The following is a 17,476-nucleotide window of genomic DNA, read 5'->3' on the forward strand; positions in this document are numbered from 1 at the left end:
CGCAAGGTTGGATGAGCGGCAAACCTAACCCAAGTTTTGACTTCGGCACAGTGCTGCAAAAGAAGAAGGGCGGCCCCGGAGAGGGCCGCCCTTTGAGGCAGGTTTCAGCAGGAAGGGTTACTTGGCAGGCCGCCTGGGTTCGGTCCGCCGCTGCGGGATGAACTTCTTCATCTCGCGCTGCTTGGGCACAACGATCGTGGCTTTGCCCTGGGGCTGCAGCACGGCCACGCCGTCGCAATCGAAGGGCACCTCTACCGTGGTGTAGTAGGTGTTGTTCTTCTCGTTCTCCTCGGCGACCTGGTTCTTGGGGTCGATCCTGACCATCACCTTGTTGGTGCCCTCGTTGAGCCGCAGGTCATACTCGACCCACTTGGCCTTGCCTTTCTTCAGGGAAGCGGTCTTGGTGGTGCGCAGCTTGCCGTCATCGAAGACGCTGATGGCGAAGGTCTTGCTGTCGGCGTTGCCGATGTTCATCACGCGGACCTTGGCGGGCACCAGGCATTCGTCTTTGTTCCGGCCCAACTGCTTCTGAGCGATCTGGCCCGTGCGGACGGTCTGGACCTGATTCCACAGGCTGTGGTCGCCGCCGATGTAGGTGCCCAGCGAAGTGGACATCAGGTCGGGCAGGGCGATCTGTGCGACGATAGCCTTTACCGGCGCCTGATTGCGGGACGGCCGCTTGCCCGGCGTGGCCTGCAGCGGCAGCGGCGGCTGCTCGACGACGGCCGGCGCGGGCAGCTGGGTGTAGCTGGTCTGGGTGGTATTGTTGGCTTCGTTCGATTCCGCAACGACGCCGCCGGCATCGGCCGTGACATTGAAGACGTAGTTTCCGACCGGCCAGACGATGGCCGCCCAGACCGTCAGGTCGTGATTGAAGATCTCACCCGGCGCCAGTTCCGGCACCTCGACGGTCCCGACATCCGGGAAAGCCGGGTTTTCGTAGACGCCCAGTTCGGGTACGTCCGGACAGCCGCCGGAGACCTTGCCGAACTTCGTGCAGCTGATGGTCAGATGGCTGGCGGGGGCCGGGGTGTCCCCCATGTTCTGCACGCCGACGCTGGCGGACATGGGCGCCGTTACGATCGGCACCAGATCGGCCTGGGCGGCGGCCTGGCTTGCGCCGGCGACGGCCAGAAGGGCGGTCAGGCTGGCGGAGGCCAGAAGGCCGGGAACAAGACGGCCAGGGACAAGATGGATACGCATTTCTCTCTCCTGCGGAATGGGGACGCTTTGGCCATAGGTCGCAGGAGAGGCACGGATGGTTCAATGCAGCGGCAAACGCGCCGGTTGAGCGCAACCGTGAGAGATATTTCGGTATCGGTTAACTGCGTGAGGCGGCAAGGTGGACGCCCAGGGCGACAAGGACCGAGCCGCCGATGGCGCGGATGACGTGCTGGCCGCTGGCGCTCTTGCGCACCAGCCTGACCATGGTCGAGGTCAGGGCGACGGTGACGAAATCCATGCTGGAGAAGGCGATATTGACGAAGGTGCCGAGTATCAGGAGCTGGAGCCAAAGCGGCCAGGCCGCCGCCGGGTCCACGAACTGCGGCAGGAAGGCGATGAAGAACAGCGCCGCCTTGGGGTTCAGCACCTCAACGACAATGGACTGGAAGAAGGCGCCGACAGGGCTGCCGGCCTCCACGTTCGGCAGGACTTCTTCGCGCGGTTTGCGGAAAAAGGAAAGGCCCAGCCAGTTCAGATAGAGGGCGCCGATGATTTTCACCGCCAGATAGGCCTCCGGCACGTAGCGGAACACCGCCGAAAGGCCGGTCGCCGCCGCCACGACATTGACATAGCCGCCGATGTGGATGCCGAGCGCCGCCAGGATCCCGCCCTTGCGCCCCTGGGCCATGGTCTGGGCTGCCGTGTAAAGAATGGCCGGCCCCGGCATCACCGCGAAAAGCAGCGTTGCGGCAAAGAAGGGAATCAACAGATCGAACGCGGGCATGGGCTTTCCTTTCGGCCCCAGGATATAGCAGAACCGGGAAGGCTGCTCACCCCGCTAAATGCCCCTGCAAAGGTGGTGCTTTTGCTCTTATAGTGGCGCGATCAATTGAGAGGAGGCAATCCTGGCGCAAGTTCGCTACATCGTGCACGACGTCGATCAGGCGGTGGCCTTCTATCGCGACCGCCTCGGCTTTGAACTGGTTCAGCAGTTCGGTCCGGCCATGGCCATCGTTGCGCGGGAGGACTTGAAGCTCTGGCTGGCGGGGCCGCAGGCCTCGGCCGCCAAACCCATGCCTGACGGTGCCCAGCCGGTGCCCGGCGGCTGGTCGCGTATCGTGGTGACCGTCGATGATCTGGAGGCGATGGTCGGCGTGCTGCGCGGCGACGGGGTGGGCTTTCGCAATGAGATCCTCATCGGGCCCGGCGGCCGGCAGATCCTCTGCGAGGACCCTTCCGGCAATCCCATCGAACTCTTCGAACCGGCTTAACTGGCGCGCTGCTGTACTGCCGCTTTCAGCTTCGCCATGCCGCCGCCCCAGCCCCAGGAAACCAGTTCCGCGTAGCCCGGCTGCAGGCCCTCCTGCTGGATGACGATCTCGGCAGTCCCGCCATGATCGATGAAGTCCACCGTCACCGGGGTCGGTGCGATCTGCGGCTCGATACCGGGCGGCAGCCCGGTGTTGCAGTTCTCGGTGATCACCAGGACCAGCCGGCGCGGGCGGTCGATTTCGCGGTAGGTTCCCGTCATGTGGCTGACGGTGCCGTCCTCGAAGGTCATTTCGAAGAGAACCTCTCCGCCTGGCCGCAGGTCCAGTTTCAACACCTTGGTGCGGACTCCTTCCGGCCCCCACCATTCGCCGAGCATTTGCGGATCGGTCCAGGCGTCGAAGAGCGCCTCGACCGTGGCGTCGAAGCGGTAGCGCAACGCGACGCTGCGGGTGGCTGTTGCTGCTGTTGCTGCTGCTTCGCTCATCGCTTCTTTCCTTTCCTGAGCGCTTTGTCCAGACGCCGCATCTTGCCGTCCCACATCCGGCGATAGCGCTCCATCCAGAGATCGACCTCCGCCAGGGCTTCGCTGCGCAGGACGCAGAGGCGCCGCTGGCCGTCGCGCCGCCGCTCAATCAATGTCGCCTGTTCCAGCACGTTCAGGTGCCGGGAGACGGCCGACTGGGTGATCGGGAACTGTTCGACCAGTTCGCCGACCGAATGCTCGCGCTCGGCCAGCAAGGCCAGGATGCCGCGCCTTGTGGGATCCGACAGGGCGGCAAAAGTGGTATCCAGCATTTATCACCTATTGATCATATGTTGATATTAAGATAAATCATGGCGAAGGTTCTGTAAAGCGCTGGAAGAGGATCACCGGCTATGAAGTTCTACAACGCGGCGGCGCCCAGCCCGCGCCGGGTTCGCATTTTCCTGGCGGAGAAGGGGATCGAGATTCCACGGATCAATCTGGACCTGCCGGGCGGGGAGACCCGCCGCGATGATTTTTTGAAGAAGAACCGGCTGGGCGAGGTGCCGCTGCTGGAGTTGGACGACGGCACCGTAATTACCGAGTCACAGGCGATCTGCCGCTACCTGGAAGCCCTGCATCCCGATCCCAGTCTCTTCGGACGCGATCCGGTGGAACGTGCGCGGATTGAGATGTGGGATCGCCGTGTGGAATTGGGGATCATGAATCCCCTCGGCCAGATCGCCCGGCATACTTTCTCGTTCTTTGCCGACAAGTTGACCCAGGTGCCGGCCTGTGCCGAGGCGCAGCGCGCCGACATGGCGGAGAGGTTTGCCTGGTTGGACGAGGAACTGAGCGACGGCCGTCCCTTCATCGCCGGCGAAAGCTTTTCCGTCGCCGATATCACCGGCATGACCGCCGCCATGCTGGCGGACTTCGTGGAGGTCGCCATTCCGGTTTCGCTGCCCCATCTCAGTCGCTGGAACCAGACGCTCCGCGCAAGGCCGAGCTGGAGCGCGTGACCCTCACCGCGCCTTGACCGCGGGGTGCTCCTTCAGCCGCTCTGCGAGAAAGTCGAAGACGGCGCGGACCCGGGCGGAGGTCCGGCCGGTTTCCTTATGCACCACATGGACCGGCAGCAGGGGCGGGGCGTAGTCCTGCAGGACGATCTCCAGCTCTCCCGCTTCGACCTGCCTGGCGACCATGTAGGACAGCACGCGGGTGATGCCGAAGCCGGCGCCGGCGGCAGCGATCGCCATGTCGGCGTTGTTCACCTGCAGGCGGGCGCGGGGCCGGAAGATCCGGCGCTTGCCGTCGTGGTGAAAAGCCCATTCGCTGATCGCGGCGGCGGCGGTAAAGCCGATGGTGTCGTGCCCGGCCAGGTCGTCCGGCGTTTTCGGGCGGCCGTGCTTGCGCAGATAGGCCGGCGAGGCGCAGAGCACCCGGCCGATGGCGCCGACGCGTCGGGCTGAGAGTGAAGAGTCGCGCAGCTCGGCGATGCGCACGGCGACATCGATGTCTTCTTCCATCAGGTTCACCACCCAGTCGATCTGCAGCGTGGAGATCGACAGCTGCGGATGGCGCTGCAGCAGCTCCAGCACGATGGGGGCCAGCACCAGGCGGCCGAACAGGACCGAGGATGTGACGGTGACCCGCCCTTGCAGGCGCCCGTGGACGCCGGCGGCGGCAGAGTCGGCATCCTCAACCTCCTGCAAGATGCGCCGGCAGTCCAGCAGGTAGCGCTCCCCGGCGCTGGTCAGATGGACGCTGCGGGTGGTGCGGTGGAAGAGCCGGGCATTGAGCCGTCCCTCCAGTTCCGATACGGCCCTGGTCACCGAAGGCGGGGAAAGCCCCAGGCGCCGGGCGGCGGGGGCGAAGCCGGCCTCCTCGGCGACGGCGACGAAGACGGTCATGGTTTGCAGGCGATCCATGATTATTCCTATTTATGGAATAATGATTTGCCGATACTACCTATTAAGTTGTCTGGATGAAAGGGCCATCTTTCTCTCCATCAGGCCGATGGGCCGGATCTGCGGCACAGCCAGAGACTCCGGCCGACGGCCCCGTTGCGAGCCCCATTGCGAGACAGAGAGGAAATCCAATAATGACCGCCGCTTCCCAATCTGCCGATTCAGGCCTTTCGGGCCCCCTGACCCGGGGCGCCCACCATATCGGCCTGACCGTTCCCGACCTGCCGCAGACCCTGCGGTTCTTCACCGAGACCCTGGGTTTCCAGCAGGTCGGCGAGAAGCCGGACTACCCGGCGGCGTTTGTGAGCGACGGCACCACCATGATCACGCTCTGGCAGGCGCACGATCCGGCGACCGCGGTGGCCTTCGACCGCAAGAACGTCATCGGCCTGCATCATGTTGCCCTGGCGGTAGAGAACGCCGCCGCCCTGGAGGCGCTGCAGGCGCGCCTGGAAAAGGCCGACGGGGTGGTCATGGAGTTCGCCGCCGAGCCGCTGGGCGAAGCACCCCTGCGCCACATGATGTGCGCCATCCCCGGCGGCATCCGTGTTGAGTTCATCGCCCCGGCCGCTTAAGGCGGCCTGACCGGGAAAACCGGAGTGAGAAACATGGACGGTGGCAGCAAGCTCAGCCCCTCACCCTTTCATGCGGGCGAACAGGCGGCGCAGGAACGGGCCGGGCTACGCGACAAGATGGAAGGCGTCGGCCGCCGTGTCATCCGTGACTATCTGCCCGATCAGCATCGCGCGTTCTATGGCCTGCTGCCGTTCCTGCTGGTCGGCTCGGTCGATGAGGCGGGGCGCCCCTGGGCGTCGCTGCTGGCCGGGCCGCCCGGTTTTCTTTCGACACCGGATGCCCGCAGTCTGGACGTCGCAGCCCTGCCGCTGCCCGGCGATCCTCTGAGCGATGGCTTGAAGGAAGGGGCGGAACTGGGCGTGCTCGGTATCCTGCCGGCCAGCCGTCGCCGCAACCGTCTGACCGGAACCGTGAGCGCCCTGCGCGATGACGGTTTCAGCATCGCGGTGGGGCAGAGCTTCGGCAACTGTCCCCAGTACATCCAGGCCCGCGCCGTCGATTGGCAACCGGCCGATACCACCCTTCTGGAGGTTGCCCGGCGCAATCGTTTTTCCTCGGCCGACCGCCGCTTGATCGCTGAGGCCGATACCCTTTTCATCGCGACCGCCAGCGGGCCGGTGGAGGGGGCAGCGCGCGGCGCCGATGTTTCCCATCGCGGCGGCAAGCCGGGCTTCGTCAAGGTCGAGGGCGCCGATACCTTTGTCTTTCCCGACTACAGCGGGAACTATCACTTCAACACGGTCGGCAACATCCTGATCAACCCCAGGGCCGGGTTCCTTTTCGTCGACTTTGAAAAGGGCGGACTGCTTTACCTCACCGGCTCCGCAGAGATCGTCTGGCAGGACGAGGCGGTGCAGGCTTTTGCCGGCGCCGAGCGGCTGATCCGTTTTCACCTGGAAGAGGCTGTCGCGGTTGAAGGCAGCCTGCCGCTCGGTTTTCGTTTCGAGGGTTTCTCCCCGAAGCTGGCGCAGACCGGCAACTGGCAGGAGGCGGAGGAAATCATTGCCGCCAACCGGGAACGCAACAGCTATCTCGACTATGAAGTGGTCGACGTCCTGCCTGAGAGCGAGGCCATCACCTCCTTCATGCTGCGCCGCGCCGACGGCAGGGCGCCGGCGTCCTACGAGGCCGGTCAGTTCCTTCCCATCCGTCTGGATGTGCCCGGCCAGGATGCGCCGGTGACGCGGACCTATACACTCTCCGACGCGCCCGATGGCGAGCGTTATCGTCTTTCGATCAAGCGCGACGGGCTGGCCTCCGGCTATCTTCACGATCACGCGGCAAAAGGTTTTCGCCTGCAGGCCATGGCCCCGCGCGGCAGGTTCGTTCTGGACCAGACCAGTGAGCGGCCGGTGGTGCTGCTCTCCGCCGGTGTCGGGATCACGCCGATGATGGCCATGGCGCGGCATCTCCTCAACGAGGGCGAGCGCACGCGCCGCTTCCGCCCGACGTACTTCATTCATGGCAGCCGCAACGGCACGACCCAGGCTTTCGATGAAACGCTGCGGGCCTGGGCGCGGGACTACGGTTCTTTCAGGGCCCATATCCGCTACAGCCAACCGGGCCCGGCCGATCGCCTGGGTGAGACCCACGACAGCCAGGGTCACGTGGATATCGCTCTGCTGCAATGGCTGCTGCCGCTGGACGACTACGATTTCTATCTCTGCGGGCCCGCCGCCTTCATGCAGGGTCTCTATGACGGCCTTGTGGGGATCGGCGTGCGCGAGACCCGGATCCACTATGAATCCTTCGGGCCGGCGACCCTGCTGAAAAGCGCGGCGCCTGCGGTTTCGGCACCGGTTGAAGGGGAATCAGGTGAAGCGCCGGTAACGGTGCGCTTCGATACCGCCGACCGGGAAGTCTCCTGGGCGCCGGAAAAGGGCAGCTTGCTGGACTTGGCGGAAAGCGCCGGTCTTGCCCCTGCCTATGCCTGCCGTTCCGGCATCTGCGGCAGCTGTGCCACCCGCATCATCCGTGGCAGCGTCGATTACATCGAGGAACCGGTCGGGCCGCGCGGCGCGGACGAGGTGCTGATCTGCTGTGCGACGCCGCGTGCCCGGAAGGCGGGGCCAGACGGCGGTGAAACCGGCTGCGGCGATGATGTCGGTGTTGTCCTGGATCTGTGAGGTTTCAGCGGGCTGCCCGATGGCCGTGCTCGGAGCGGGGTTGGGCAGCTTGATGCGGACAGGGTGTCACCCCACCCCGGCCCTCCCCCTTCGATGGGGGAGGCCACAGGCTGGATGATTGTGGGCTTCGCGTGCCGCTTTAGTTCAGCGTCTTGGGCAGGTTGGCGCGGAGCTTCTGGCGCAGCACGTCGATGGAGACCGGCTTGCCGTCGGCCTTCACATGCCAGAACGACCAGCCGTTGCACGAGGGGGCGCCCTGCAGATGGGCGCCGACCTGGTGGATCGAGCCCTTGAAGTCGGCGGTGATCAGCGTGCCGTCGGCGCGCACCTTGGCGCGCCAGCGCTTGTCCGGGCCGTGCAGTACGGTGCCGGGCTCCAGCAGGCCGTGTTCGATCAGCCAGCCGAAGGGAATGCGGGCCTCCTGGCGCTTGGCCGGGGTGTCGATCATCTCCATGTCGGTGATCGGCTGGACCTGGGAAATACGCTTCTTGGCGACGGCGATGTAGTCGCTGTCGCGCTCCAGGCCGATGTAGTGGCGGCCGAGCTTGCGCGCCACCGCGCCGCTGGTGCCGGAGCCGAAGAAGGGATCGAGCACGATATCCCCCGGCTTGGTCGCGGCCATGATGACGCGGTGAAGCAGGGCTTCGGGCTTCTGGGTCGGGTGTGCCTTCTCGCCCTTGTCGTTCTTCAGGCGCTCGCCGCCGCTGCAGATCGGGATCAGCCAGTCGCTGCGCATCTGCAGATCGTCGTTCAGCCGCTTCATGGCGTCATAGTTGAAGGTATAGCGGGCGTCCTTGTCCTTGGCCGCCCAGATCATGGTTTCATGCGCATTGGTGAAGCGCCGGCCGCGGAAGTTCGGCATCGGGTTGGTTTTGCGCCAGACCACGTCGTTCAGGATCCAGTAGTTCAGGTCCTGCAGCGCCGTGCCGACGCGGAAGATGTTGTGATAGCTGCCGATCACCCAGAGCGAGCCGTTGTCCTTCAGCACGCGGCGCGCGGCGCGCAGCCAGCGGCGGGTGAAGTCGTCGTAGGCGGCGAAGCTGTCGAACTGGTCCCAGGCGTCGTCGACGGCGTCGACCTTGCTGTTGTTCGGACGCAGCAGATCGCCTTCGAGCTGCAGATTATAGGGCGGGTCGGCGAAGACCATGTCCACCGAAGCTTCCGGCATGGCCTCCATCAACGCGATGCAGTCGCCCTGCTTGACCACATCTTTCTGCACGCTGGTCGTTCCCCCTCTTGAGCGCGCCCCTCGCCGGCGCAAAGCGGGCATCCTGATTCAACGAGCGACTTGCGTCAAGAGTCTTGCGACTCAAGATGTTAGCGGACTTAGTTAAGGTTTGCTGGTGAGCGCGTCCCGCACTGGGCGAAACGAACGCCGATGCGCCGCCGTGATCCCCAGCCGGGCGATGCCGGCACGGTGCTCCGCCGTGCCGTAGCCCTGGTTGCGTTCCCAGCCATAGCCGGGATGCCTGAGGGCCAGGGCGGCCATGCCCCGGTCGCGGCTGACCTTGGCGATGACCGAGGCCGCGGCGATGGAGAGGGAGCGGCTGTCGCCCTTCACCACGGCGCGTGCCGGGCAGGCGAGGACAGGCGTCTGACGGCCGTCCACCAGGGCGGCGTCGGCGGATATCGAAAGGGCTGCGGCGGCGCGCTGCATGGCCAGCAGAGAGGCCTGCAGGATGTTCATCGCGTCGATCTCCTCGACGCTGCACTCGCCCAGGCCGATGGCGGCCTGTTCCGGCGGCAGGGCCTGCAGTGCCGCGAAGAGGCGCTCCCGCGCCTTGGCCGTGAGTTTCTTGGAGTCGTCCAGGCCGTCGCGCAGGCCGGCCGGCAGCCTCTTCGCATCGAGCCAGACGGCGGCGGCGACCACCGGCCCGGCCCAGGGGCCGCGCCCGGCCTCGTCGAGGCCGATCACTCTCAGGCTTTTGCGCCTGCCGGGTGGAGGGCCAAGGTCTCGCTGGAATTCCTGTTCGAGGGAAAAGTCGGGCACGGATGTTTCGGGCGAAGCAATCGGGTGTTGATCAACGGCGGACGGCTCTTCGCAGGCCCGGGGCCGCGGTTTCAGTCCGCCTCGGCGCCGCCGGGCTTTGCCTGAAGAACGTTTGCCGGGGAAGGCTGCGAAGGTTCGCCGCCATCTTGGCTTCTACGCTCGCGCGGCGCCACTGTCTTGTGGCCGACCAGCAGGCGGGCGAGCAGCAGGGCCCAGCCGCCGATGCGCCCGCCGGAACGGCCGAGGGCGCTGGCCTCCGGCCCCAGGGTCAAGCGCAGGGTCTCGCGGCCCGAGGTGATGCCCAGCAGGGCGATGCGGTGCAGACGGCGGGCGGCCTCCAGCCAGAACGGGCTGCCCATCAGCGACAGCACGGTGACGGCCACCAGCAGGCGGTGTTCGTCCGGCGAGATGACGCCGACGGTGAGGCCGAGGGCGGCCAGGATAAAGGAGAACTCGCCGAGTTGAGCCAGCATGACACCGGAGAGGAAGGCGCGCGGCCAGGTTTCCCCCATCACCCGGATCACCACGATGTTCAGCGCCGTCTTCAGGATGGCCACGAAGGTGACGATCAGCACGACGATGCCGATGTTGTCCCAGATGTATTGGAGATCGATCAGCAGGCCGATGGTCAGGAAGAAGACCATCAGCAGCACGCCCTGGATCGGCGCTGTGTAGTGCATCATGGCCCGCCGGCTGGTGGAGTTGCCGATCACCAGCCCGGCCAGGAAGGCGCCGTAGGAGGCCGAGAGATCGAGCAAGCCCGACAGGGCGGCGGCGCCGAAACAGAAGGCAAGGCCGGCCAGCGGCGTCAGGTCGGCGTTGCGCCCGATGGTCTTGGCAAAGGGCAGGCGCAGGCGCCGGCCGCGGCCGAGGTAGACCAGCAGCAGAGCGAGGAAAGCGATGGAGAGCCCGATCTTGGCGACGTCCTGCAGCGTGATCGCGCTGCCCTCTCCGTGAAAGGCGCTGACCACCAGCATCATCGGAATGACGGCCAGGTCCTGGGCGATCAGGATGCCGATGGTGACGTTGCCGACGCGGGTGCCTTTTTCGCCGATCTCCTCCAGCATCTTGATGGCGATGGCGGTGGAGGACAGCGCGACGACGAAGCCCAGCACGACGGTCAGCGCGATCGGCCAGTCGAGATAGAAGCCCAGCAGCGACATGGCGATGACGCCGGCGGCGATCTGAAAGGCGGTGGTCAGGACGGCGATGCGCCAGACCGACTTCAGGCCGCGCAGCTGCAGCTCCATGCCGATGAAGAAGAGCAGCATCAGCACACCCAGTTCGGCCAGCAGCTGGACCTGATCGCGGTTTTCGACGAAGCCGAAGCCGGAGGGGCCGAGCGCCGCGCCCGCCAGGATGTAGCCCAGCAGGATCGGCTGGCGGAAGTAGCGCATGACAAGACCGCAGCAAAGGGCGGCGACCACGACGATCGCCAACTCGGTAATGCTGCTTGTATGGCCCTCCATGACCCTTCTCTACTCTCCTGAACCGCCGATCCGCGCCCGCTCTAAGCGCAGGGTTAAGGTTTAGCAGGCCGCGGCTTTCAAAAGAGTGAAGGCTTGGGGGAGGGAGGGACGGATCGGGCCCTAAAGCAGCGAAAGCTGCTTTTTGTCGGCCTCGCTTTCCAGCTTGGGGGGTGTGAACTGGCTGCTATCCAGCGGCGCAGAGCCCCGGTTCAGGCCGAGCCGCTGCTCGGCCCGCTTGAAGCGCTGGCCCAGCAGTTCGGCATAGACGCCGGAACCGGACTGGCGCAGCCCGAATTCGGACTGATTGAGCCTGCCGCCCCGGGTGTCGCGGATCAGGTTCAGCACTTTCGATTTGCGGTCGGGGAAGTGGGCTTCCAGCCACTCCTCGAAGAGTTCCTTTATCTCCAGCGGCAGACGCAGCAGGACATAGCCGGCCGCAGCGGCGCCGGCCCTGGCCGCGGCCTCCAGCAGCGCCTCCAGCTCCTGATCATTGATCGCCGGGATCATCGGGGCGGTCAGCACGCCGGCCGGCACACCGGCGGCATTCAGGGTGCGCAAAGCCTCCAGGCGCTGCGCCGGGGTCGGCGCTCGGGGTTCCATGACCCGCGAGAGCTTGCGGTCCAGGGTGGTGAGCGAGATCATCACGCGGACCTGTCTTTTGCGGGCCATGGGCGCCAGGATGTCGAGATCGCGCAGGATCAGGTTCGACTTGGTGACAATGGTCAGCGGATGGCCGGTGTCGCGCAGCACCTCCAGGATCCGGCGGGTAATCTGCAGCTTCTTTTCGATCGGCTGATAGGGGTCGGTGTTGGTGCCCAGCGCCATCGGCCTCGGCCGGTAGTTCTTGCGCGCCAGTTCCCGGCGCAGCAGCTCGGCGGCTTCCGGTTTGGCCAGCAGCTTGGTTTCGAAGTCCAGCCCCGGCGAGTAGCCGAGCCAAGCGTGGCTCGGCCGGGCGAAGCAGTAGATGCAGCCGTGCTCGCAGCCCCGGTAAGGGTTGATCGAGCGGTCGAAAGGGATGTCGGGCGAGGTGTTGCGGGTGATGATCGTGCGGGTCGCATCCCAGATCACCTCGGTCGGCCGGGGCGGCGGGTCTTCGCCGAAGCCCGCTTCGCCAAAGCCGCTGCTGCCCGGGTCCCGGCCCCAACCGTCGTCGACGGCGACCCGGGTGAAGGGCTCGTAACGCCCGCTGGCATTGCTGACGGCGCCACGGCCCTTCTTTGGTTTATCGGGGATCAGATCAACCATGTCCCGAGGCTAGCAAAGAGGTATGAACAAAACAAGAACATTTGACTCTTTTTCAGAGCGCAAACCCAGGCTTCGGCTTTGTCACCAGCCTGTCAGTCGAGCAGTTCGGCTATTCCAGTAGTGCGGTCAGAGCGCCGGGCGTCAGCCATTCGCCGCGCATGCGTGCCAGGGTTTCGGGCCGCAGATAGAGCGCGACCCGCCCGGCGACATGGGCGATGAGGGCGGGATCGCTGTTTTCCGCCGACCAGTCCTCAGTGCTGCCGGCCCGTTCCTTGAGGGCCGTTTTCTGTCTGGCCTGCTGCACCCGCCACTTGGCGCACCAGGTGATCGCGCGCAGAAACAGAAGGCGCCGCAGCGGCAGCAGCCAGGGCCGCAGCCGGTCGCGCCAGGCGGTGCCGGACAGGTCCGCGGCGACTGCCAGATAATGGGCGTAGAACCCGGCCACCTCCCGGACGCTCAACTCAGCGGAAGTATCCAGATCCCAGGTGGTGGAGGAATAGACGGTGGCATGGGCCAGATCGATGCCCGGCGCGCCGTAGAGTGCCTTTTCCAGATCGACGATCACGGCCTCGCCCCGCCGATCGATCAGGAAGTTGCCGGGATGGGTATCGGTGAGCACCAGGCTGCGCGGCTGATCGCTTCGCGCAGCGGCGACCTCTGAGGCATAGCCCCGTGCCCAGGTCAGTTCCTCCGTCACTGCCGCCAGGCTTTCCGGCGCCAGTCCGGCCTGCGGCAGGAAGGCCGCCTGCGCCTCGATCTCTTTCAGCGCCCCGGTGACCGGATCACGGTGGTCGGCCAGGGGTGGGCAGTGCGATGCCGCCGGCAGCGGCAGGCTGTGGACCCGGGCCATGGCCTCGGCCAGCGCGGCCAGATCCTCCGGCAGGCGCGGGGGCCGCCCCTCGATCCGCTCCACCGCCAGGGCGCCCAGGGGAATGGCCGGGCAGGGCGGGATCACGCCATAGAGCTTCGGGCCCCGGCCGCTCAGGCTCACCCGCTCGAAGCAGGCCGCCTGATAGCGCAGATTGTCTTCGGCGTTGAAGGCGAACTGGCTCTGCCGGGGCACCCGCAGCAGGACCGCGCGGCCGCCGATGCCGAAGCCCTCGATTGCGACGTGGTCGTGGGCCAGGCCGGTGGTGCGCAGCAGGCTCAGCTGGTTGCGTGCCAGCCCGGCGAAGCCCGGCAAGTGGCGCGCGGCGGCCTGCAGCGCATCCAGATCGGGTTGGTTGGGCAAAGTCTCTTTCCGCGGTTTTCCTTTGGGCAGGGACGGCTAGCACGCCAATCGCGCGGCGCAAAATCACGAAATCTTGGTTTCCGCCGCCGCCGGCATTCCATGCTACATCCTGGCGCATGACCGCATCAGCCCCAACGCTCTCGGTGGTGATCCCCAGCCTCGATGCCGCCGCAACCCTGCCGGCGGGCCTGGCGGCTTTGGCGGAGGCGCGGGCGCGCGGGCTGCTGGGCGAGGTGATCATCGCAGAGGCCGGCGACAGCGCGGCCACCGGCAGATTGGCCGCCGCGGCAGACGCAAGGGTCATCGCTTCGCCGGTCGGACGGGGTCTTCAGTTGCAAGCCGGGGCGGAGGCCGCCGGGGGCGACTGGCTGTTGTTCCTCCATGCCGACACCGTGCTGCAGAGCGGTTGGTCACAGGAAGTGGCCGGTTTCCTCGCGGGTGAAGGGGCGGACCGGCGCGCCGCCGTTTTCCGTTTCGCGCTGGACGACCCGGCGCCGCAGGCGCGGCACATCGAGCGGCTGGCGAACTGGCGCAGCCGCCGCCTGGGCCTGCCTTACGGCGACCAGGGCCTGCTGATCAGCCGCAGGCTCTATGACCACCTTGGCGGCTTTCGTCCGTTGGCGCTGATGGAGGATGTGGACATTCTGCGCCGTCTGGTCCGCCGCCAGGGACGGCACAATCTGGTGATGCTCGACGCTGCCGCCGTGACCTCGGCGGTTCGTTACCGGCGGGGCGGCTGGCTGCTGCGGCCGCTGCGCAACCTTTCAATTCTCTCGCTCTACTTCGCCGGGGCGCCGCCGCGCCTGCTGGCGCGGCTTTACGGTTAGCGTGTTTTCGACTTACGTCGAAGCGGTTCCAGCCCGCTCCCCCTCCCTGCCATCCATAGGATACTGGCGTTGGGTGGCAGGGAGGGGGAGCGGGCCGGTGCCGTCAATCCCAGAGAGACGTAGACCGTGACCGACTTGCAGAAACATCTCGTGGTCATGGCGCGGGCGCCGCGTCTGGGAACGGTGAAGCGGCGCCTGGCGCGGGACATCGGTACCGTCGGGGCTTTGCGGTTTTACCGCGGCCATACGGCGGGCCTGCTGCGCGACCTCTCGGCCGATCCACGCTGGCGGCTCTGGTTGGCGGTTACGCCGGACTCAGCGGCTTTGTCGGGCCGCGGGCTCTGGCCTTTCCACGGCGATTTGTTGCCGCAGGGCCGGGGCGATCTGGGCCGCCGCATGGGCCGGCTTTTCGAGACCCTGCCGCCCGGGCCGCTGGTGATGATCGGCAGCGACATTCCCGGTATCACGCGCGCCCACATCGGCGGGGCTTTCAAAAGCCTGGGCGCGGCGGACTGGGTCTTCGGCCCGGCGGAGGACGGCGGTTACTGGCTGGTCGGCGCCCGGCGGCGGCCGGTTGTCCGCCCCCCTTTCGACGGCGTGCGCTGGTCCAGCGCCGCCACCCTCGACGATACCCTGGCGAACCTGAAGGATGTCCGGGTGGCTTTGCTGGACCGGTTGCGCGATGTCGATACCGGGGCCGATCTCCAACTCCTGAGAGATCAGGCGGCGCGGTAGCGCTCCAGCCAGTGGGCATAGGGCGCGGGCAGGGTCCAGGACGGTTTGTCGATGCCCAGGGTGCGGGCGGCGTCGTAAGGCCAGTGCGGATTTGCCAGCAGCGCCCGGCCCAGCATGACCAGGTCCACCTTGTTTTCACGGATCATCTGGTCCGCCTGTTGGGGGTCGCTGATGTACCAGCTCGTGGCCGTCGGGATTTTCGCTTCGCTGCGCAGACGCTCGGCAAGCGGCGCCATGAAGCCGGGGCCCCAGGGGATGTCGGCGCCGGGGATCGAAAAGCCGAGACTGACATCGATCAGGTCGAGGCCCAGCCCGGCAAGGCGCCGCACCAGTTCGGTCGCTTCGTCCACCGTCTCCTCGCGGCCGTCGAATTCGATGACGCCCAGGCGCACGGTCAGGGGCAGATTCTGCGGCCAGACTTCCCGTACCGCCGCGAAGGTCTCAGTCAGGAAGCGGATGCGATTTTCAAAGCTGCCGCCGTAGTCGTCGTCGCGCTGGTTGGAGTGCGGCGACAAAAACGACTGGGCGAGATAGCCATGGGCGAAATGCAGTTCCAGCCATTCGAAGCCGGCCTGCCGGGCGCGCTCCGCCGCTGCGACGTAGTCCCGCTGCACCTTGAGGATGTCGTCCTTGGTCATCGCCGTCGGGCGGCGCGGAAGGTTGGCGCCGAAGGGCAGGGCGGAGGGGGCGAGCGGCTGCCAGGCGCGGGGGTCGTCTTCGGCCATATGATCGTCGCCTTCCCAGGGCCGGTTGGCGCTGGCTTTGCGGCCGGCATGGGCAATCTGGATTCCCGGCACCGCCCCGGCCGCCTTGATCGACCGGACGGCGGGCGCAAAGGCCTCGGCCTGCCGGTTCGACCACAGGCCGGCGCAGCCCGGTGTGATGCGGCCTTCGGGTGAGACGGCGGTGGCCTCGGCAATCACCAGGCCGGCGCCGCCGCGGGCCAGGCTGTCGAGATGGGTGTAATGCCAGGCGTTGATCACGCCGTCCTCGGCCGAGTACTGGCACATGGGCGAGACCGCGATGCGGTTGCGCAGCGTAACGTCTTTCAGGGTAAAGGGATCGAAGAGCGACGACATCTGGGGGGTCCCCTGGTGTTGGGCTGTCCTGCCGGAGGCTTGCGAAATCAGGCGGAAAGCCTATATTTTACTCAGAAGTTCGGTAGTTCGAAATTAATCGAACTACCGAAATATAGGGGCATAGACCTGAGGTTCAAGGCATGAGGGCGATGCGGCATCCAAGGCCGGAGGATATTGAGCTGGCGCGCGTGCTCCATGCGCTCAGCGATCCGGTGCGCCTGGACGTGGTGCGTCAGTTGGACCGTGAGGGCGAGGCAACCTGCGCGGCGCTGGACTGTGGGCGGCCGAAGTCGAGCATGTCGCATCATTTCCGGGTGCTGCGCGACGCCGGTGTTCTGCGGACCCGCACCGACGGCACGACTCATATGAACGAGCTTCGGCGCGCCGAGCTCGACAGCTTGTTTCCCGGGCTGTTGCAGGCTGTGCTGACGGCGCCCGAACGCGGCGCCGCCTGAAGCGTTGGTCAGTTGCCTCGAACAGCGGCCAGATCAGCGAAAGGTGGCGATCTCTTCCAGCGGCTTCTTGATCTTGGCGTGCTTGGGCACGGTGGCGTCTTTTGCGGCGTGGCCGGTAACCAGGATCATGTAGGGCTTTTCATTCTCCGGGCGCCCGCAGATGTCGTTCAGGAAGCGCATCGGATTGGGCGTGTGGGTCAGGGTCGCCAGCCCGGCGCAGTGCAGGGCCGTGATCAGCATGCCGGTGGCGATGCCGACCGATTCGTTGATGTAGTAGTTCTTCACGATCTTGCGCTCGGCGGAGACGCCGTAGCGCTCGGCGAAGATCACGATCAGCCAGGGCGCGGTCTCCAAGAAGGGCTTCTCATCGTCGGTGCCGAGCGGCGCCAGGGCCGAGAGCCAGTCGTCGCCCGCCTTGCCGTCATAGAACGTCTTTTCTTCGGCCTCTGCCGCCTCGCGAATCTGTTTCTTCATGGCAGGATCGCCGACCGCCACGAAATGCCAGGGCTGCCGGTTGGCGCCGCTGGGTGCGCGCCCCGCCGCCAGGATGCAATCCTCGATCACACTGCGCGGCACCGGTGTGGGCGCGAAATCGCGGATTGAATGGCGGGTTTTCATTTCCTCCAGAAATTCCGCCGCCCGCTCGGCCATTTCCGCATCGCTGAAGCTGCGCGGATCGGGCAGGGGGATCGCTTCGTAGGCAGGGGCGGCGAGGCTGGCATCACTCATTTGCATGCTCCGGTTCCGGTGCCGCCGCCATGAAATGGCGGCACAACCTGCAGTAAAGCGTTTCGCCCGTTGATTTCAAAGGATAAAGGCGAATGCACGGGTTAACTTTTTACGCGGAAGGCCGCTTCGCGCCGGATTCGTCTTG

At 66.1% G+C, this 17,476-nt stretch carries 19 protein-coding genes; 7 read left to right on the forward strand and 12 right to left on the reverse strand.

The genetic code is table 11. The features are described 5' to 3' along the window. Positions 1-117: 117 nt before the first annotated feature. On the reverse strand, positions 118-1,203 hold the full coding sequence (locus HBA54_RS23660) for a CARDB domain-containing protein (protein ID WP_167229381.1): 1,086 nt from the start codon (positions 1,201-1,203) through the stop codon (positions 118-120). 118 nt (positions 1,204-1,321) lie between these two features. After that, positions 1,322-1,948, reverse strand: coding sequence for a LysE family translocator (locus tag HBA54_RS23665; RefSeq protein ID WP_167229383.1), 627 nt, complete (start codon positions 1,946-1,948; stop codon positions 1,322-1,324). A gap of 121 nt (positions 1,949-2,069) precedes the next feature. Here HBA54_RS23665 and HBA54_RS23670 point away from each other — a divergent pair, with 121 nt between their 5' ends. Continuing rightward, positions 2,070-2,435: a VOC family protein gene (locus tag HBA54_RS23670; RefSeq protein WP_167229536.1), complete on the forward strand. Its 366-nt coding sequence runs from the start codon at positions 2,070-2,072 to the stop codon at positions 2,433-2,435. Here HBA54_RS23670 and HBA54_RS23675 read toward each other — a convergent pair. After that, a complete protein-coding gene (locus tag HBA54_RS23675; RefSeq protein ID WP_167229385.1) occupies positions 2,432-2,920 on the reverse strand; it encodes an SRPBCC family protein in 489 nt (162 codons plus the stop codon). The genes HBA54_RS23670 and HBA54_RS23675 overlap by 4 nt on opposite strands. Beyond that, positions 2,917-3,231: an ArsR/SmtB family transcription factor gene (locus HBA54_RS23680; protein ID WP_167229387.1), complete on the reverse strand. Its 315-nt coding sequence runs from the start codon at positions 3,229-3,231 to the stop codon at positions 2,917-2,919. Before HBA54_RS23680 ends, HBA54_RS23675 begins: the two co-directional genes overlap by 4 nt. An 81-nt stretch (positions 3,232-3,312) precedes the next feature. Between HBA54_RS23680 and HBA54_RS23685 the strand changes: the two genes are divergently transcribed. Continuing rightward, positions 3,313-3,921, forward strand: a complete 609-nt coding sequence (locus HBA54_RS23685; RefSeq protein WP_167229389.1) for a glutathione S-transferase family protein — start codon at positions 3,313-3,315, stop codon at positions 3,919-3,921. A 3-nt stretch (positions 3,922-3,924) separates the two neighbouring features. On the opposite strand, the gene HBA54_RS23690 is transcribed toward HBA54_RS23685, so the two are convergent. After that, positions 3,925-4,830 (reverse strand): LysR family transcriptional regulator, encoded by a 906-nt coding sequence (locus HBA54_RS23690; protein ID WP_167229391.1) that lies wholly within the window; start codon positions 4,828-4,830, stop codon positions 3,925-3,927. A gap of 173 nt (positions 4,831-5,003) precedes the next feature. On the opposite strand from HBA54_RS23690, the gene HBA54_RS23695 reads away from it, so the two are divergent. Further along, positions 5,004-5,444, forward strand: coding sequence for a VOC family protein (locus HBA54_RS23695; protein ID WP_167229393.1), 441 nt, complete (start codon positions 5,004-5,006; stop codon positions 5,442-5,444). A 33-nt stretch (positions 5,445-5,477) separates the two neighbouring features. Next, positions 5,478-7,571, forward strand: coding sequence for a pyridoxamine 5'-phosphate oxidase family protein (locus HBA54_RS23700; RefSeq protein ID WP_240932864.1), 2,094 nt, complete (start codon positions 5,478-5,480; stop codon positions 7,569-7,571). A gap of 139 nt (positions 7,572-7,710) precedes the next feature. Here HBA54_RS23700 and HBA54_RS23705 read toward each other — a convergent pair whose 3' ends face one another. The 5 genes from HBA54_RS23705 to HBA54_RS23725 form a co-directional block, all read right to left on the reverse strand. Continuing rightward, positions 7,711-8,748, reverse strand: coding sequence for a site-specific DNA-methyltransferase (locus tag HBA54_RS23705; RefSeq protein ID WP_240932865.1), 1,038 nt, complete (start codon positions 8,746-8,748; stop codon positions 7,711-7,713). A 153-nt stretch (positions 8,749-8,901) separates the two neighbouring features. Continuing rightward, complete coding sequence (gene rnhB / locus HBA54_RS23710; RefSeq protein ID WP_167229399.1) at positions 8,902-9,561, reverse strand: ribonuclease HII; 660 nt, start codon at positions 9,559-9,561, stop codon at positions 8,902-8,904. 71 nt (positions 9,562-9,632) lie between these two features. Continuing rightward, a complete protein-coding gene (locus tag HBA54_RS23715) occupies positions 9,633-11,030 on the reverse strand; it encodes a cation:proton antiporter (RefSeq protein WP_167229401.1) in 1,398 nt (465 codons plus the stop codon). Between the two features lie 120 nt (positions 11,031-11,150). Further along, entirely contained in the window at positions 11,151-12,275 is a 1,125-nt protein-coding gene (locus HBA54_RS23720; RefSeq protein WP_167229403.1) for a PA0069 family radical SAM protein, read from the reverse strand. A 109-nt stretch (positions 12,276-12,384) separates the two neighbouring features. After that, complete coding sequence (locus tag HBA54_RS23725; protein WP_167229405.1) at positions 12,385-13,506, reverse strand: phosphotransferase family protein; 1,122 nt, start codon at positions 13,504-13,506, stop codon at positions 12,385-12,387. A gap of 116 nt (positions 13,507-13,622) precedes the next feature. On the opposite strand from HBA54_RS23725, the gene HBA54_RS23730 reads away from it, so the two are divergent. Beyond that, positions 13,623-14,333 carry a TIGR04283 family arsenosugar biosynthesis glycosyltransferase gene (locus tag HBA54_RS23730; protein WP_167229407.1) on the forward strand — a complete coding sequence of 237 codons (711 nt, stop codon included), beginning with the start codon at positions 13,623-13,625 and terminating at the stop codon, positions 14,331-14,333. Between the two features lie 126 nt (positions 14,334-14,459). Continuing rightward, positions 14,460-15,068, forward strand: a complete 609-nt coding sequence (locus HBA54_RS23735) for a TIGR04282 family arsenosugar biosynthesis glycosyltransferase (protein ID WP_205944878.1) — start codon at positions 14,460-14,462, stop codon at positions 15,066-15,068. Here the strand turns inward: HBA54_RS23735 and HBA54_RS23740 are convergent. After that, on the reverse strand, positions 15,053-16,147 hold the full coding sequence (locus tag HBA54_RS23740; protein ID WP_167229409.1) for an NADH:flavin oxidoreductase/NADH oxidase: 1,095 nt from the start codon (positions 16,145-16,147) through the stop codon (positions 15,053-15,055). The genes HBA54_RS23735 and HBA54_RS23740 overlap by 16 nt on opposite strands. Before the next feature lie 149 nt (positions 16,148-16,296). Between HBA54_RS23740 and HBA54_RS23745 the strand changes: the two genes are divergently transcribed. Further along, positions 16,297-16,602, forward strand: a complete 306-nt coding sequence (locus HBA54_RS23745) for an ArsR/SmtB family transcription factor (RefSeq protein WP_437126250.1) — start codon at positions 16,297-16,299, stop codon at positions 16,600-16,602. Positions 16,603-16,635: 33 nt separating this feature from the next. Here the strand turns inward: HBA54_RS23745 and HBA54_RS23750 are convergent, their stop codons facing one another. Further along, on the reverse strand, positions 16,636-17,331 hold the full coding sequence (locus tag HBA54_RS23750) for a nitroreductase family protein (protein ID WP_167229413.1): 696 nt from the start codon (positions 17,329-17,331) through the stop codon (positions 16,636-16,638). Positions 17,332-17,476 lie beyond the last annotated feature (145 nt).

This window comes from Pelagibius litoralis (assembly GCF_011683915.1).
Classification (GTDB): domain Bacteria; phylum Pseudomonadota; class Alphaproteobacteria; order Kiloniellales; family Kiloniellaceae; genus Pelagibius; species Pelagibius litoralis.